General features: G+C 53.9%; 18 protein-coding genes. 8 read left to right on the top strand and 10 right to left on the bottom strand.

The genetic code is table 11. The features are described from left to right. Positions 1–27 precede the first annotated feature (27 nt). The 4 genes from DFR30_RS09440 to DFR30_RS09425 form a co-directional block, all read right to left on the bottom strand. The gene (locus tag DFR30_RS09440; protein ID WP_165869159.1) at positions 28–1,569 is read right to left on the bottom strand and encodes a lipase maturation factor family protein; all 1,542 of its coding nucleotides are present in this window, start codon (positions 1,567–1,569) and stop codon (positions 28–30) included. A gap of 95 nt (positions 1,570–1,664) precedes the next feature. Then, entirely contained in the window at positions 1,665–4,238 is a 2,574-nt protein-coding gene (glgP, locus tag DFR30_RS09435; protein WP_132972620.1) for an alpha-glucan family phosphorylase, read from the bottom strand. Between the two features lie 36 nt (positions 4,239–4,274). Next, a complete protein-coding gene (locus DFR30_RS09430) occupies positions 4,275–4,514 on the bottom strand; it encodes a hypothetical protein (RefSeq protein WP_132972618.1) in 240 nt (79 codons plus the stop codon). A 188-nt stretch (positions 4,515–4,702) separates the two neighbouring features. Next, the gene (locus DFR30_RS09425; protein ID WP_132972616.1) at positions 4,703–5,089 is read right to left on the bottom strand and encodes a DUF3775 domain-containing protein; all 387 of its coding nucleotides are present in this window, start codon (positions 5,087–5,089) and stop codon (positions 4,703–4,705) included. A 288-nt stretch (positions 5,090–5,377) separates the two neighbouring features. Between DFR30_RS09425 and DFR30_RS09420 the strand changes: the two genes are divergently transcribed. The 4 genes from DFR30_RS09420 to DFR30_RS09405 all read left to right on the top strand — a co-directional run bounded on the left by DFR30_RS09420 (position 5,378) and on the right by DFR30_RS09405 (position 8,683). Further along, complete coding sequence (locus DFR30_RS09420; protein ID WP_132972614.1) at positions 5,378–5,740, top strand: TraR/DksA family transcriptional regulator; 363 nt, start codon at positions 5,378–5,380, stop codon at positions 5,738–5,740. A gap of 30 nt (positions 5,741–5,770) precedes the next feature. Continuing rightward, positions 5,771–6,340, top strand: coding sequence for a ribosome hibernation-promoting factor, HPF/YfiA family (gene hpf / locus DFR30_RS09415; RefSeq protein ID WP_132972612.1), 570 nt, complete (start codon positions 5,771–5,773; stop codon positions 6,338–6,340). Positions 6,341–6,388: 48 nt separating this feature from the next. Further along, the gene (locus tag DFR30_RS09410) at positions 6,389–6,769 is read left to right on the top strand and encodes a DUF6763 family protein (protein ID WP_132972610.1); all 381 of its coding nucleotides are present in this window, start codon (positions 6,389–6,391) and stop codon (positions 6,767–6,769) included. Between the two features lie 75 nt (positions 6,770–6,844). Then, positions 6,845–8,683 carry an adenosylcobalamin-dependent ribonucleoside-diphosphate reductase gene (locus tag DFR30_RS09405; RefSeq protein WP_132972608.1) on the top strand — a complete coding sequence of 613 codons (1,839 nt, stop codon included), beginning with the start codon at positions 6,845–6,847 and terminating at the stop codon, positions 8,681–8,683. A 13-nt stretch (positions 8,684–8,696) separates the two neighbouring features. On the opposite strand, the gene DFR30_RS09400 is transcribed toward DFR30_RS09405, so the two are convergent. Continuing rightward, positions 8,697–9,218 (bottom strand): LEA/WHy family protein, encoded by a 522-nt coding sequence (locus DFR30_RS09400; RefSeq protein WP_132972606.1) that lies wholly within the window; start codon positions 9,216–9,218, stop codon positions 8,697–8,699. Between the two features lie 151 nt (positions 9,219–9,369). Between DFR30_RS09400 and DFR30_RS09395 the strand changes: the two genes are divergently transcribed. Then, the gene (locus DFR30_RS09395) at positions 9,370–9,741 is read left to right on the top strand and encodes a diacylglycerol kinase (protein ID WP_207891865.1); all 372 of its coding nucleotides are present in this window, start codon (positions 9,370–9,372) and stop codon (positions 9,739–9,741) included. A 38-nt stretch (positions 9,742–9,779) separates the two neighbouring features. Here DFR30_RS09395 and DFR30_RS09390 read toward each other — a convergent pair whose 3' ends face one another. Then, a complete protein-coding gene (locus tag DFR30_RS09390) occupies positions 9,780–10,256 on the bottom strand; it encodes a YbhB/YbcL family Raf kinase inhibitor-like protein (RefSeq protein ID WP_132974443.1) in 477 nt (158 codons plus the stop codon). 109 nt (positions 10,257–10,365) lie between these two features. Further along, positions 10,366–10,653, bottom strand: a complete 288-nt coding sequence (locus DFR30_RS09385) for an EF-hand domain-containing protein (protein WP_132972604.1) — start codon at positions 10,651–10,653, stop codon at positions 10,366–10,368. Between the two features lie 320 nt (positions 10,654–10,973). Here DFR30_RS09385 and DFR30_RS09380 point away from each other — a divergent pair, with 320 nt between their 5' ends. The 3 genes from DFR30_RS09380 to DFR30_RS09370 all read left to right on the top strand — a co-directional run bounded on the left by DFR30_RS09380 (position 10,974) and on the right by DFR30_RS09370 (position 14,204). Beyond that, positions 10,974–11,432 carry a CBS domain-containing protein gene (locus DFR30_RS09380; RefSeq protein ID WP_132972602.1) on the top strand — a complete coding sequence of 153 codons (459 nt, stop codon included), beginning with the start codon at positions 10,974–10,976 and terminating at the stop codon, positions 11,430–11,432. Between the two features lie 454 nt (positions 11,433–11,886). Further along, positions 11,887–12,174, top strand: coding sequence for a hypothetical protein (locus tag DFR30_RS09375; RefSeq protein WP_132972600.1), 288 nt, complete (start codon positions 11,887–11,889; stop codon positions 12,172–12,174). A 41-nt stretch (positions 12,175–12,215) separates the two neighbouring features. Then, positions 12,216–14,204 (top strand): hypothetical protein, encoded by a 1,989-nt coding sequence (locus tag DFR30_RS09370; protein WP_207891864.1) that lies wholly within the window; start codon positions 12,216–12,218, stop codon positions 14,202–14,204. Between the two features lie 28 nt (positions 14,205–14,232). Here the strand turns inward: DFR30_RS09370 and DFR30_RS09365 are convergent, their stop codons facing one another. From DFR30_RS09365 to DFR30_RS14320, 3 genes are read right to left on the bottom strand one after another with little or no spacing between them, the layout of a single operon-like run. Beyond that, positions 14,233–14,931, bottom strand: coding sequence for a potassium channel family protein (locus tag DFR30_RS09365; protein WP_132972598.1), 699 nt, complete (start codon positions 14,929–14,931; stop codon positions 14,233–14,235). 1 nt (position 14,932) lies between these two features. Continuing rightward, on the bottom strand, positions 14,933–16,453 hold the full coding sequence (locus DFR30_RS09360; RefSeq protein WP_207891863.1) for an NAD-binding protein: 1,521 nt from the start codon (positions 16,451–16,453) through the stop codon (positions 14,933–14,935). A 55-nt stretch (positions 16,454–16,508) separates the two neighbouring features. Then, positions 16,509–16,676, bottom strand: coding sequence for a hypothetical protein (locus tag DFR30_RS14320; RefSeq protein ID WP_165869158.1), 168 nt, complete (start codon positions 16,674–16,676; stop codon positions 16,509–16,511). Between the last annotated feature and the right edge of the window lie 58 nt (positions 16,677–16,734).

The raw sequence follows: 16,734 nt of genomic DNA, 5'->3' as shown, positions 1-16,734 counted from the left end.
AAAACCTGTCACAGGCGAATTCGTAAATCACTCGACCTGAGGGGGTATGTAAAGCCGGGGGACATGGGGTGGAGTTGATTCTCCTGCTGTCGGTGATGCCGGAAACCCGTGTTGCGGCGCTTGTGCTGAACGCTCCAGCCACGGCAACGGGGTAAAGGGCCCGATATACTCTCTCCACCACCAGTGACCGTTGGCCGCACGTGTTGCGGCATCAGTGAAATGATAACGGTATGCATCAACGCGCAGGTAGCGCGGTGCCTCATCGGGAAACGGGTTGTTCGCCAACAAATCTATAACCGGTTCGGCATTTCTCAATAATGCCTGCATGAAGGCCCGGAAAAAATACCCGTGCATTGGATGCAGGGTGACAAACCACATCTGCCAGTCCAGCCTTGGCTGGTGAGGGAGAACCACCGGTGGCCGCTTCGAGAGGTCGCCCGGCTTGTACTTGAAGACGTATTGCCGCCATTCCTCACCGTCCAGGGAACCGCTGATTTCCAGCTCAAACCGCTCGGTGCGCATTGTCGGGAATACGTGATACTTGCTGACTACCCGGTAGGCTTCTGCATAATTCAGCGCCGTTCCGAGCGGTCCCGTCACCTGTTGCATCTTCGCCAGCTCCCAGAGGTGTGCCAGACTGAGCGTAACAATGCTCACGGCGAGCAAGGCTGTTGCGTAGCGGGTTACCGGGTTTGAACGCACCCCGGCCGCTTCACTGCGGCCCTTCAGGTGGGACTGCAGCCAGTCCGGAACGACGCGCGCCACTGCCTTGTCATCGAACAGAAACAGGCACAGTACAATGGTCAGGATGTTGATCCAGTTATGGTTGCTGGTCAGCATGATCAATACTTGCCAGAGTATCGTCAGCCAGGCCGCGACAAACCGCCAGCGCCTGGGCAGAAACATCATAAACGGCACAACGAGTTCAACGAACAACGTGCCGGCTGTGCCGGCACGCAACACCCATTCCGGTAAATGGTGTGCATACCATGCCAGTGGCGTCGGTAACGGCTGGACTTCAAAATAATAATTCAGTGCGGTCAGGCCCGACCAGCTTGGATCGCCCATAGACAGTTTGGACAAGCCGGACATGAAGCGTAACCGGAACAACAACCAGCGAAACAGGAGAATCACGACGCGCGATTGCGGTGTCAGGAATATTGCCAGAAAACCACTCTCGAGCAGCAGGCCATCCCACTGAAAATTCAGGAACGGCAGACAGGCGTGATACAGCGAAAGATAGAGCACGAAAGCGGCCACCAGGGCCACCCGCTGCCACAGGCCAAGAGCGATCAGCAGTGCTGCAACAGCACCTGACCAGGCAGCACCCACCAGTGCGGCGTCACTGCTGTTTATCCAGAACAGTGTCGGCACGCGCAGGTAGTTGGCAAGTTCCACGGGTTGTGGCAAAGCCGCCAGCTTGTTGCTGAAGGAAAGAATGCCGTTGCTACCGGCCAGTCCCTCGACCTGTACAGCAAGTGAAATAAACGCAATCAGGTAAACCAGCCCCAGAAGGCGCAGGAACAAGGCCGAAACAAGGCGATAACCGGATGTGAAGTCCATGCCCATAGAAGTCATACCTGCGCTGACCACGGAAAAGGATCAAGTAGCCCCGGGCTTCTCCACTACCTGCGTCGCGCAGGGGTGCCGGAAAGTCATTTTCCTCACAACCATAGCATCAATCCACAGGCGAAACGGTGACTGAGCAGCGGATGAGTCGGGTACAACCTGATCTGGTAATATTGGAGGCCGTCAAACGTATCACAGGGCCTGGGGTTGCACAGGTCAGCACGATATATCGTCTCCCCCTGCGTACTTTGCGCATCCGGTTTCAGAAGCACGCTGGCAACGGGGATGAATTCATCCAGGCCGTCGCGCTGACCAATCACACATTCTACTTCCACGTCCCGGGGTTGCAGGTCGTTCAATCCAACGGTAACTTCGACAGGTAAAGGATGACCGGTGACAATTGAATCGGCAGGCGCATTTGTCAGCCGCGCGGTAATTTCTGGCCAGGCTTCGGCAACCACCTTTTCCCAGCAGGCAAGCTCCACCGCCCCGGCGGCGTTATCGGAAGCCAGACGTTTGCCCTGACTGGCTGCAGGTCCGTAATAATCACGCAGGTAATCACTTGCCATGCGGATATTATTAAAGTGAGGCAATATGGTGAGCAATGATGCCTTTGATTTTTCAATCCAGGGCAGGGCTTCGCCGTTTTCATCGCGCGAAAAGTAAAGCGGTAAAACTTCGTGCTCGAGAATATTCAGAAGCTCGTCTGCTTCCATGGCATCACGGGTTTCTGCGTCCAGCTCCGGGTGCGGTGTAATCGCCCAGCCATTGTCACCATCGAACGCTTCCGCCCACCAGCCGTCCAGAATACTGAGATTGATAGCACCGTTAATGGCTGCCTTCATTCCCGAGGTGCCGCAAGCCTCCTTGGGATATTCCGGCACGTTCAGCCACACATCCACGCCGGGGTAGAGGTCGCGCGCCAGGGAAAGATTATAGTCCTCAAGAAGGAGAATCTTGCCACGGAATGCCGGCAGGTTGGCAATCGCGGTAATTTCACGGATCAGCTGTTTTCCAGGCACGTCTTTGGGGTGTGCTTTCCCGGCAAAAATAAAAAGGACCGGTCGATCCGTGTCGTTGACCAGGCGTTCCAGCCGTTCGATGTCACGAAACAGCAGGGTGGCACGTTTGTAGGTTGCAAAACGTCGCGCGAAGCCAATCACCAGAATGTCATCATAAGGTGGCGTCAGATGCCGGATTGAGGTCCTGATTTCCGATTCAACACAACCGTTACGCGTCAATTGTGCAATCATGCGGCAACGCAGTTCTTTTAGCATCGCATTCTTGTGGATATGCCTGACACTTAGATAGACATGATCCGGAATTTCGTTGATGAATTTTCCCCAGAACTGTTTGTCTGTCAGCTTGGCTCGCCAGCCACGCCCCACATACATATCAAACAGCGCCGCCCACGACTGACCCAGAAAGGTGTCAACATCGACACCGTTGGTTACGTAACCGATGGGGTTCTCGTCAGGCGGAATCTGCGGCCAGAGGTGGCTCTCCATCTCGGCGGCAACATGCCCGTGTATACGACTCACACCATTACAAAATCGTGAGCCATGCAGGCCCAGTGTTGTCATATTGAATCCGCTGGTGTGGTCAGAATTCTCGCCCAGTGCGAGAAAACGTTGCTCGCCACAGCCAAGATCGTTGATCAGGGCGCTGAGGTGTGTTCGTACCAGGTCGGTAGAGAAAATGTCATGTCCTGCGGGTACAGGAGTGTGCGTGGTAAAAACCGTATTTGCTGCGGCCAGCTCAAGCGCAGCGTCGAACTTCATTCCGGCAGCCACATATTCCCGACAGCGTTCCAGTACCTGGAATCCGGCATGTCCCTCGTTGATGTGCCATACAGTGGGCGCCAGTCCCATAGCTCGCAACGCACGAACGCCGCCGATACCCAGCACGATCTCCTGTTTAATTCGGGCTTCTGAATCACCACCGTAAAGCTGACCGGTAATGACGCGCTCCTGTGGCGTGTTCTCAGGTATATCACTATCAAGCAAATAGAGCTTTATGTGGCCTGCGCGAACCTCCCATACTTTAATCTTGACCGGGCGGCCGGCAATGATAACGTTGACATCAAGTTCTCTGCCCTGGGCATCACGGGCCTCGGTCACGGGCAGGTCTTCGGGGTTTACGTGGGGGTAATCCGCTAGTTGTTTGCCATCACGCAGGATTCTCTGTGTGAAATAGCCTTCGTGATAGAGCAGGCCGACACCTATAAAAGGCACGCCGAGATTGCTCATTGCCTTGCAGTAGTCACCTGCAAGTATACCCAGGCCGCCGGCATAGATCGGCACACTCTGGTGAAAACCAAACTCCGCGGAAAAATACGCAACGAGATCGTTATCCATATCCAGGGAAGATTCGACCTCGGTCAGCGGCCGTTCCTGAATATAGGTGTCGTACTCCGAAAGAATACTGCGGAAATCGCCCAGAAAAATAGGGTCCCTGGCCGCCTGCTCGAGTTTTTTCTGCCCCACCCGACGCAAAAAGACTTTGGGATTACTGTTGCTGTTTATCCAGGTCTGTTCGTCGAGGTGTCTGAAAAGACGCCGTACACCGCGGTTCCAGCTGTAATACAGGTCATTGGCAAGTTCCTGAAGTCGTTCCAGTCGCTCCGGTAACTGCGGTCTTATTTCAACCTTGAAGTGTGTTCCTGGCATAAAATTCCCGGTTATTCAAAGTGCTGTTTGAGGCTGTCAGTCCTTGTGACAGGAGCCTTCACGTATCCACACACCCTTTTCCTCGCATCGCAGCAGCTCGTCACCGCTGCAAACATACTGTCCTATGGCATAGGACTCGCCGTTGAAGTAGCAGGCGCTGGATTCGAGCTCCAGGTCCAGGGAGAGATATCCATCATCGGCTTCATCGAAAACAGGGGAGTTCTTTAACTCGGGATCCGGGGCGCCGACATGGGGGGCATCATGTGTTTCGGGCATGACTTTTCTCCTGTGAATGTGTTCGTCTTAGGGGAGCCTCTGATTCATTCAGAGTTCACGTCATTGCGAGCGAAGCGCGGCAATCTCATGCAATGGAATCAGTCTGTTAGACATTGCCGCGTCACTTCGTTTCTCGCAATGACGAATTAACCAGAGGCTCCTTGGGCAATAATACTTCATACCACGCATTACTCATCGCAGCTATAACCGAGAAGGTGCAGCCCTTCAAGGAGGTAATCAGCCAGCAACGGGTGAGCGATAAGGTATTCCGCCGTGTTCTCGTCCCAGTTCTGTCGGGCTTCCTGCAAGGCGGCTACCCATTCGTCGGCGCTGAAGTCATTCCTCCCGAGCCACATCAGCGCAACCAGAGCCTGCTGTTGATCAGGTTCCAGATCATCAACAGTAGCCTTGAACTCCTGAAAAACGGAATCCCCGCTGTGGTCAGCCAGTACCTGCAGTGCCCAGTCATCCGTTGGGCTATCGGGTTCATCCGGCAGTGCGACCGCTTCCTTGCTGTGGAAAACTCGCGTCCTGGAAATCAGGAAGCAAACCGTTTCGGGATTCAGGTTCAGCATGGCAACCCCCGTAATATTGACAGTCTGTTCAAGCGTTTTATCACTACCGGGTTACAGTAAAGCACATATTCACTGTGCCGTGTTTGATCTGCCTCAGTATCCACGCAGCATGATTGGCGGGGTGCTGTATTGACAGAGATCAATGGCGACGTTAAATGCTTGCCTTAGGGTAAAGAGCATGACTTCGAGCAGCCTTATAATCCGACTGCTATAGTTATACTGAGATGCTGTCAAAAGAGGGAGATATGTCAGGTGGCAGGTAGTCTTTCGGCGCAGGAAAAGGTTCTTTTGAAAACGCAACTTGAGCAGCGTCGTGCTGAATTGTTGTCATTAATACAAAGACAGCTGCTGGAGTCTGATAATCAAAACTATAATGACCTTGCCGGTCGAGTTCACGACAGCGCGGAAGAAGCAGTCGCCGACCTTCTGGCGGATATCGGTTTCGCTGATATCGATCGCGAGGTCAGTGAAGTCAGTGATATAGAACAGGCGCTGATACGTCTCGCTACAGGCAGCTATGGTGTCTGTATCGACTGTGAAGAAAATATTCCCTTCGAACGATTATCCGCCTATCCGACAGCCAAACGCTGTCTGGTCTGCCAGCAGCATTATGAATCCGGAAGGCAGACGGGTTCGCACGCCAGTTTATAGAAGCAAACGGAAATCCCGGGGAGAACAACTATGCAGATACCCTTACAGATCACCTTTCAGAATATGGAACCATCAGAGGCCGTTGAGGCCCGGATCCGCGAAAAAGCACAGAAACTCGACCGCTTCCATGACCATATTATGGCGTGCCGGGTCGTCGTGGAGCTGGTCGCTCAACACCAGCATCACGGAAAATTGTTTCAGATCCGCATCGACATCACGGTGCCGGGTAATGAGATCGTGGTCAGCCGCGACAGCGGGCTGAATCATGCCCACGAAGATATTTACGTCGCTATTCGCGACGCTTTTAATGCCGCTCGCCGACAACTCGAAGACCGGCTGCGCAAGACCCAGCGCAAGGTCAAAAGCCACGATACACCTCCTCACGGACGGGTTATCGAATATTCCCCCGAGAATGGTTTTGGCAAGATTCAGACACCGGACGGACGCGAAGTCTACTTCCACGAAAACAGCGTTCTGAACGGTCGCTTCCGGCAACTCGACATCGGCAGCGAAGTGCGTTTTGTCGAAGAGCAGGGCGAGATGGGGCCTCAGGCCAGTACTGTGCGACCGGTTGGCAAACACCACATTACCGGACCATGAATGATGCAAACCTGATAGTTTGTCAGGAACGAAGTAGAGGGTAATGCGATGACTACAGAAGCCGATCCCGTTTTAAGAAACTGGTATCAGCACCTCGACAAAGGCCAGAAGTTCCGCGTAGTCGCGCTGAACGAAGACGAGGGCAGCGTTGACATTCAATACTTCGATGGAGATGTGGAAGAAATCGGGCTGGATAGCTGGTATGAACTCGATATCGAACCCATTGAGGCACCGGAAAACTGGAGCGGCCCGGTTGATGTCGCCGAAGTGGACGATTTGGGTACACAGATTACCGATACCAACTCCGATGACTGGGCGGCACCCTGGCAGGAGATTAAATCGGAGGAGCAAGGTGCTGGCCCGGAAGAGGGAGAAGATGACTGGGGTGAAGGCCGTCCCAGGGAAGAGCCGTGGGAGGGTGAGCTATAAACTTTCCGGATCCCGTCGCGAAATCCACTTTGTTCCTGCTATCCCTGTTTTGAGGAACATCGATATACATCAGCCATGAGAAAACCTTACCTCGACACACCCATTGCACAGCATGTCTGGGAAACCAGATATCGACTGGTGGTGGACGGCGTGGTCCGGGACCAGAATATCGAGGACACCTGGCGGCGAGTTGCCAAAACCCTGGTTTCCGTCGAAGAACGTGATACCCCTGACTGGGAAGAACGCTTTTACCGCATTCTGGAAGATTTCCGTTTTCTCCCCGGTGGCCGCATTCTGGCCGGTGCCGGCAGTGGCCGGCGCGTGACCCTGCTGAACTGTTTTGTCATGGGGGTTATCGATGACTGCATGGAGAGCATTTTTGACCGCCTCAAGGAAGGCGCACTCACCATGCAGGCCGGTGGCGGCACGGGTTACGATTTTTCAAATCTGCGGCCAAAGAACAGTGTAGCCCATACCAGTGGCCGCATTGCATCAGGTCCGGTGTCCTTTATGCGTATCTGGGATGCCATGTGTGCCACAGTCATGTCTACCGGTGCCCGGCGCGGAGCCATGATTGCCAGCCTGCGTTGCGATCACCCGGATATCGAGGATTTTATCGATGCCAAGCGGACACCTGGTGAGTTACTGCACTTCAATCTCTCGGTGCAGGTGACCGACGCCTTCATGAAAGCGGTGAATCAGGACGAGCTCTGGCCACTGGTATTTCCGGTCGACAGCCTTGAAGGGGAAGCAGAAAGCGAAACTGTGATGCGCCACTGGACCGGTCAGCGTGAAGCGGTGGCATGCAGGGTAATCCGGCAGATTCCGGCTCGCACACTCTGGGCGCGTATTATGCTTGCCGCTTACGAAACCGCCGAGCCCGGCGTGCTGTTTGTTGACCGTATCAATGCACTCAACAATCTGGCCTACCGGGAACAGATCACCACCACCAATCCCTGCGGCGAAATTCCGTTGCCACCCTATGGTGCCTGTGATCTCGGTTCGGTCAATCTGACCCGCTTTGTACTCGAGCCCTTCACCTCACGGGCACACCTGGATCTGGATGCGATCCGTGAGACCGTGAAAGTGGCGGTCCGCTTGCTGGACAACGCCATTGACTGCTCGCCTTTTCCTCTCGAGGCACAGGCAGAACAGGCACGGGGTTCACGTCGTATCGGGCTCGGTATCACCGGCCTGGCAGATGCGTTGATCATGCTGGGGTTGCATTACGGGAAAGCGGGTGCGCGCCACAAGGCGGAGCAGATCATGCAAACGGTGTGTCATAGCGCCTACCTGGCTTCCATCGAGCTGGCCGGTGAGAAGGGCAGTTTTCCGTTCTTCGACAGGGATCGTTATCTTCAGGGAAAATTTATCCAGACGTTGCCGGAAGCAATCCGCCGGGGCATCAGCGAGCAGGGCATTCGCAACAGCCACCTTACAGCAATTGCGCCCAGTGGCACAATCAGCCTGCTGGCCGGTAATGTTTCCAGCGGCATTGAACCGGTATTCGATTTCAGGCATCGGCGCCGGGTGCTGAATCAGTCCGGCGACTACGAAACTTTCGAAGTAACAGACTATGCTTTCCGTCATCGGGGCGCGTCGATGAATCAAGAGTTACCCGCGAGCTTTGTTGACGCTCGCTCGCTGCCACCTGTTGATCACCTCAGGATGCAGGCGGCGTTGCAACCTTTTGTCGATAACGCAATCTCCAAGACCATCAATGTACCGGAGGACTATGACTTCGAGGATTTCCTTTCCCTGTATGAGACGGCATATCAGGCAGGCGTAAAGGGGTGTACGACTTACCGGCCTACTCCGCTACGCGGGGGGATTCTGTTGTCCGGCAAGCAGCAAGACAAGGAAGAAGGTGCACTGGGTGCGCACTGCTGCAGCATTGAACGGGAAGAAGATTAGCAGCTCTTGACGGTTATGAACCGGCATCGCCGGCGGCGGGCGGCAATAGCGTTCCTTCATAACTGAAGGGCAGGCTGCCCAGCCGGTTTGCCAGACCAAATTTCCCTCTTATTCTATAGTGCATTCCCAGGGGTTTTTTATCCTCTAATGCCTGGAGCTGGCGTAAAAAACCAAACAGCGTACTGACCCCGCTGAGCTCGATAATAGATTCACCGAAACGTGGGAGGGTAACACGATCACTGCTCACACCTTTCAGCAGGGGCTGTCCGTTGACCTCGAGGACATAGCTGATGCCGGATATCTCGAGTGCGTGGTCGTTCGGGTTTTGCAAGCGAACCTTGAGGTGATATTTCTGTTCCAGTGGCCCTACCTCGGCTGGTTCGATCGACACGACTGACAGATTCGGAGGCGTGATGCTGGCAGACAGGGTCGCGCAACCGGTAACCCAGAATGTCAATGCAAATCCCGGGCTCACGACAATCAATGTCAGTATCATGACTCGAAGCGACACTGGAACAGGCAATAAGTTGTTCATAAATTTCCCCCGGCTCTGTTAGCCACGTCTCTGGGATAAGCTGGCAGCTACAAATCTTGTGTGCGCAATTTTGACCAACCCGGCTGTGCAGGGATACGCTTATAGTGCTGGCCAGGTGCGAGTGTTAAGGTAACAGGTGTTCCTATAACGATTGTCTACAGCCATTATGAAAAATAAAGCCATCCACTTACGCCTGGGATTTGCCCTGAATGGCATATTGTTTGCGCTAAAGAGTGAAGCCAGTTTTCGCACGCAACTTCTTGCTGCAATGGCCATTGCTATTGTCCTGATTGTAACGCGTCCATCTCCTGTCTGGTGGGGCATTATCATTCTTACCACAGGTGCAGTGCTTGCAGCAGAATTATTTAACACCGCGCTTGAGAAAACACTGGACCATCTGCACCCTGCACAACACCCGCAAATCAAGCTCGCCAAGGATGCTGCCGCCGGAGCGGTTCTGGTTCTGGGTCTGACTGCAATACTGGTATTTATATCTTTTCTGGCGAGTGTATTTCCAGGTTGATTGACAGTCAGCTTGCCGGTTGAGGTCATCGGCCGGCATTACTGATGCTTCTGGTAAGTCCCTACCAGCTGACCCTGTGCCAGTATGTGCCCTTTCATGGCAGATTCGAGTTGTGCCCTGGTCGGTTTGTTGAGGCCTTCCAGGACAGTATCCAGGGCATACAGCTTGTGAAAATATCGGTGTCGACCAATTGGCGGGCAGGCCCCGCCATAGCCGGTGCGCTTCCAGTCGTTCAGGCCCTCCTGTGTGCCTGATGGCAGGTCAGCCGCAGTGACGCCTTCCGGCAGGCCGGAAGTCTCTGCAGGCATGTTGTAAAGCAGCCAGTGGACCCAGGTCATGCGTGGCGCAGCCGGGTCGGGCGCATCCGGGTCATCTACAATCAGCACCAGGCTTTTGGCATCTTCCGGCACACCTTCCCATGTCAGCGCCGGAGATACGTCATCGCCTTCACACGTGTATTTCGACGGGATTTCACCACCATCCTCAAAGGCTGGAGAATGCATCTGTAATACCATTTTTACCTCCCCGGCGAACAATACGGCGGGTACCAGTAATACTGCCATAGCTAAAACCACTGGCAGCCCACGTCGACCAGCCCTGAGGGTGGTCGATATCGATTCCTTGTTAATAAGGTGCGGCTCCGGGTTCGGCTACTTCGCTTTCTTCCGGGGTCGTGTAGCGCCCCTTGCCCTCAAAAGCATCGAACTCCGTGATATCCAGGCGGTCATCGGTGTTTTTATCGATGGTTTGCCAGCTTTCCGCCAGATCTTTTCTGGCCCCTGCTTCACTACTGCTGACATAGCCATCGCCATCTGTATCCAGTGATTCAAATGTTGCCGGGAAGTCGGCCGAAACTACAGCACCTGACACCAGCAGTGCGCCGGCTACAAAAAAAGATTTACTGGTTTTCATAAGCAGTCTCCTCATGTGAAGATTTCTCAACATTTTTGGGAAGTTCCAGCCAACCCGTCATCCCGGCCGGTACCGGCGTCCTGAATATCAAAGCCAGCGAACCCTGGTACCCGCCCATATCACGAAAAGCGAATCAGCAAAAAACCAGAGCAACTATAGCACTCCCACACCCACAACGTCCTTGACCGATGTCAGTATAGCAGGGGATATTGAGAGCCGTACTGAACAAATAACACGACGACTTTTCTTCCAGCAGAAACTGTTTTTTGGACTATGATCTTAGTGAAAGCATTTACATAGCAAGCATGGAGGATTAAAACATGAGAGTTTCTGAAGTGATGACCCCTGATGTCAGGTGCTGTACCCCGCAAACCGATCTGGAAACCGTGGCGATGGAGATGTGGAATGGCGATTGCGGGTCTATTCCAGTGATGGATGACAACGGTACGCCTGTCGGGATGATCACCGACCGGGATATTGCCATGGCCGGTGCACTCCAGCACAGGGCGTTGCGCGAGATCACCACCGGTGAGGTGACAAACGGTCGCGGGGTTTATTGTTGCAATAGTGAAGATAACATCGAGTCTGCACTTCAAATCATGGCTGAGGGCCACGTGCGTCGTTTGCCGGTGGTCGATGATGCGGGTTGTCTGCAGGGGATTCTGTCGGCTGACGATGTGGTTGCCTATGCCGAGCGTGGAAAGCGTGGCAAGGGAAAACCGGAACTTTCCTTCGAGGACGCAATTGTGACCTTGAAGGCTGTTTGTAAACACCACTAGTACGCCAGGCAAATATTACTGCTTCCTGGCTTCACCTCTCCACGGTGTGAGGCGAGGGCAGGCGGCAGTAAACACCATAACTACATGTATATCCACAATAAACACATACTCCTGGATTCAAACACCTACTCCCGCTGATAAATTTGGCTGTTCACCCGCTGCCGATAAAAAACAGCAATTGGGAAAATAAGCCCAAATATGCTATGTTCTGCAAATACCCTCTGAGGCACGAGCTGGAGGCACGTTTGTGCGGTTTTTTTTATCACCACGATTGTTCCATTTTCAAGGAGGAGTCTCATGTCTGGTTTCAGCAACTCAGCAAGGCATTTTCTGGTTTACCTGGTGTTTTCGGCTTTAGCCATAACAGGTTGTGGTGGTGGAGGCAGTGGTAGTACGAGCATTGCCAGTGCAAGTCCCAGCGGCCAACTCGAAAAAAGTGAGGACAAAAATAATAATGGCAATGAATCCGGTCATTCAGACAATGATAGTGACACGGAAACCGATACGACCGGGGACAACAATACAGGTGGTGACACCGGAGGGAACACTGGAGGGAACACTGGAGGGAACACTGGAGGGAACACTGGAGGGAACACTGGAGGGAACACTGGAGGGAACACTGGAGGGAACACTGGAGGGAACACTGGAGGTGGTGGTACGGATACTGGCAATCTCTCCATTACCACGACCAATAAAAACGGGCCAACGCCTGTTACTACTGCAAGCCAACAGCCCTTTATAACACTTTCGAACTACCAGATAAGCGCTATCAATGATCTCGGCATGCACTGTGCCGATCTGGATCAGAGGGTGGTAGCGATTCTGCCTCCCTTCAATGTTGTTCATGCACAGGTGATCAGGCGTGGTAAAGAACCGGATATTCTGTCAGACACAGACGTTGAAACCGTCTATTCCGGGGCATCCAATCCGAATGATCCGGTACTGTCACAACCCGTCCGGCACAGTATGAATAACACCGGCATTATTTTTAAATCAAATTTCTGGGATATCAACCCGAGAACAGGTAATACGTTCGGCTTTGACCTCATGGATCCATTCTATCCGGCAGGCGTGCTGGCCTCTCTTGGTTATAATCAGCCTGGTGTTATTGATACCGGATTGCCGGTACCTGATCCTGCGCAATTGCCGGCACTGGTAGCCGACCAGCAGGATATGCCGGGTAAAACCGATCCCTATAACGTGAATGCGCCAAAAGCGTTCAAACGCTATGACCGTAACCTGCCATTTTTCAGTAACTTTGCCTTTGGTTACACACAAAAAGAGATGAACTGGTTTGCAGCTGATGGTATTCCGGTCCCGTTTTCAGATGATGTGGGCCGCGAAAACAGCTACCCGTTGATGCGAGTACAGGCACGTGCAGTTGCCGGAAACAGTCTCGGTGAAATAGCCGGTACTGTGCTGGCCTCTGTCGATACGGTGTTACCCATCTCGATAGAAGCCGACTGCAAGGCCTGTCATACCTCGACGGTAGACCTCGGTAATGCCGAAGCCGCTTGTGATCCTGCCTTTGATAGCGGTTGTCCTGCCGGCGGTGGCTCAAAGCGCAGCGATACACCATTCGAGGTTGTCCTCGCCGGTGACGATCCCGATCCCGGCAGTACACAACTACAGAGCGAGGAATGGGCGGCGGATTCCAATATTGTGCGATTGCACGATGCAAAGCACGGTACCCGGCTGGCCGAACAAACGCCGGTTATGTGTCAAAGCTGTCATTACACCCCGGCGCTGGACCTCGCGCAGTCAGGGCCCGGCAACGATAACGGCAAGGATCAGTTGAACCACAAGAGCATGTCCAATGTAATGCACAGCTTCCATGGACAGTTCAAAGACCTGTTCCCTGATATGCCCGCACCCGGAAGTAACCAACAGGCACGGCTGGATGTGCTTGACCAGACCTGCTACGGCTGTCACCCCGGAAAGCGTACCCGGTGTCTGCGCGGTGCCATGTTTAACCGGGGCGTACTCTGCCAGGATTGCCATGGTGGTATGGAGCAGGTCGGTAATGATTTCTCTCGCGATGTGTCGCCGACCCGTCCGGGCAACTTTATCGTCAAGGGTGATTTCTATACCAATCCGGCCACACCACGTGTGCCCTGGGCCAATGTTCCCCTGTGCCAGTCCTGTCATACCGGGGATGCGAACAGTAATCTGGCCGGTACTGCCGGTGCTCTTGTCAGCCCTGCCGATAGTAACGGAAAGACGGATGGTATCCGTCTGTTGCAGGCCTGGCGTTCCGGTGATACGGCGGCCAAACCGATTGTTGCCAGTAACCGTCGCTTTGCCGAGGAGCAGGTCAGCGATGCGAATGGCACACGGCAGGTGCTGTATCGGTTGAGCAAGGGACACGAAGGTATATTCTGTGAAGCCTGCCATGGCAGTACGCATGCGATCTGGCCGGACGCCAATCCCGATGCCAATGACAATGTGGCTGCCAGCCAGTTACAGGGACATACCGGCAAGATTGTCGAATGCAGTACGTGTCATACCGGTGATCTTGGCGTCAACCTGGAGGGTCCCCACGGGATGCATCCGGTGGGCGATGCCGGGGTGAAGTTTGCTGAAGGTGGGCATGAGGATTTTGCCGAGAATAAATTGCAGGCCTGCGCGGCTTGTCATGGTGCAAAAGGGCAGGGAACCGTGCTTTCCAGAATGGCGGCTACACGAACATTCAACGTAGAGGACAAGGGCACTGTAACCCTGCAAAAAGACGCCCTGGTGAGTTGCAGTGTGTGCCACGAGAATCCCTATTAGCATGACGTCTGACGAATTAGCCGGGTCTTCAGGTATCGCACAGCTCCTGTCTGGCCCGCGCTATTTCATCATCAGCACCGATAATCACAAGGACATCACCTTCTTCGAGACTACGCTGCCAGGCTTCGGTGCTGTAAATAAAGTATTCGTGCATTTCACGATCGACGATGCCGACCAGCACCAGGTTGTAATGACTGCCTAGCTGGATATCCTTTGCCATAACGCCACACAGCGACGAACCCGCTGTAACCGGAACCTCGGCCATACTGAGGTCAGCCTGCCCGAACAGGGTCTTGTCGAGTATTTCCGTGATCACAGGTCGTTCAAGAATATCGGTTATCCTGTGGCCGGCTATTTCATGCGTCTCCACTACCTTGTTGGCACCGGCTGCTATCAGTTTGGGGATAGCCTGCTCTCCGTGTGCAATGGTAAAAATGCGTACGTCTGGTGCCAGCGCGCGCACGCTGATCACCAGGAATACATTCTCTGCATCGTCCGGAAACAGGCTGAAAACAAGTTCTGTATCCTTGCCCAGTCCGATTTTCTTCAGCTCCGCATCGTCGCGGTAATCCAGTCGCGCGGTTTCGAAACCTGCATAGCGTGCACGGGCAAGGTTATCTTCATTATCATCGATGATTGTTATCCGGTAGTCCCTGGATCGCAGGTAACCTGCAACCTCGACCGCAGTGCGGTGATAGCCAAATATGGAGATACCGGTCTTTTGCATGCTAGCTTGCCTTCGTCCTGCGGTTGCCTTTTTCAAGGGTTCGACGGAAATGATTCATGCTGACCCGGTGACCCAGTAAAACCAGGATGTCGTGGCCGTGTAGCGTGGTTTCAGGCGGGGGGTTGAAATAAAAATGCCGGTCTTCCAGCGGGAACAGGCCCCTGATCTCGTCCTGGTTCGAGCCATGGTTGGTGATCACGCCAAACAGCAACAGTTTGTGCCGTGCAAAGTCGATCTCCCCCAGGGGACGACCGCAGACAAATGAACCCTCAGGCACTATCAATGTGTCCGGTATGACATCATCCTTTCCGGAAAGAATGCTGTTTATGGCTTCGAACGCCACCGGTTTGCCGACATACTCGGATGCCATCAGGCCAACAATCTCGAAGGGTGCCACAACATGGTCGGCGCCAGCCAGCCGGAGTTTATCAATCACTTCTTTCCTGTTTGCCCGGGATATTATTTGCAGGCGGCTGTTCATCTGCCGGGCACTGATGGTAACGAACACGTTGGTGACATCATCTCCCGCAATACACAGCACGCGTGCGGCACGCTCTGCAACACCGGCTTTTCTCAGCAATTCGTCCGAGGCTGCATCACCCTGGATTGCGGGATAACCCTTGATGGCTGCATCGCGAATGCGCTCGCTATCGCGGTCTATTATCACGAAAGGTGCCTTGCTTTTGACAAGCCGCTCCACGACGACCTGCCCAACCCGTCCGTAGCCGCATATCACCGTGTAATCCCGCATGCGGTCGAGGTCCCCGAGTACCCTGCGTTCGCGCAGGTCGCCGAGGCGCTCCTGAAAAGCGGACACGACGATAGAGGTACTGAAAGCCACGACACCGATGCCCGACACAATCAACGCAAGCGCAATCACGCGCCCTTCGGTTGTCTGCGGCGTGATGTCGCCGTAGCCCACCGTGGACAGTGTAATCATGGACCAGTAAATCGCGTCGAAAAACGACTCGAACTTGCTGCCAACGCGGTCTCCTTCAAAAAGGTAGATCGCTGTACTCGAGGCCAGCAGCACGAAAATCATGAACATCGCCAGGGTGTAAAATTCCAGCCGCTTTTCAGCCAGAATGCTGGCCATGCTGCCAGCACTACGGGTGTAGCGGAATAACTTGAACAGCCGGAATAGCAGGAAAATACGCAGCAAACGAACCGGCCGGTAGCTGGGCAGGATTGCCAGCAGGTCGATAATCGCAATCGGGCTACTGACAAACTCCCACTTTCGCCGGAGAATTTTCAGCAAGGCATGTGCGGGACGGAAGCGCGTAGCGAGAAATTCCGCGCGCTCGTATTCAGCAATTATGATCTCGTGGATGTTGTTGAAGACCCACAAGCGCAGCAGGTATTCGACAATAAAGATCGAGACCGCAAAGTCTTCAAACAGGTCAGCCGCCGGGGTAACCGTGTGGTTGACGTCATATATCAGCAGGAAAACGCTGGCAAGCACCAGCAATATCATGAACAGGTCGAAGTAACGCTTTTGCGGTGCGCGCTCGTTCTCCAGCAAATCATGAAAATATCCTTTGATTTGCAGATAGCGCTTGCTACTGTCAAGAAAAAGACTAAATTGAACAATCCATCCGGCCGGACGCATTTTCCTCTACCTGGAATTCAGACTGCTTCAACACCATGTCGGTAAAACCGACGATCCCGATCACTTTCCCGCCATCAATGACCGACGTGCGGTCACATGCCAGTAGCCACCTGGCGATAGCGGGTAGTAACACCATACCTTATTCGTCATCGTCATGCCGCATGCTGTATGCGGTCCTTCGGAACTGGTCCCGG

Source organism: Thiogranum longum (assembly GCF_004339085.1).
GTDB classification, from domain to species: Bacteria; Pseudomonadota; Gammaproteobacteria; order DSM-19610; family DSM-19610; genus Thiogranum; species Thiogranum longum.
This window is presented reverse-complemented; position numbering and strand designations above follow the sequence as displayed.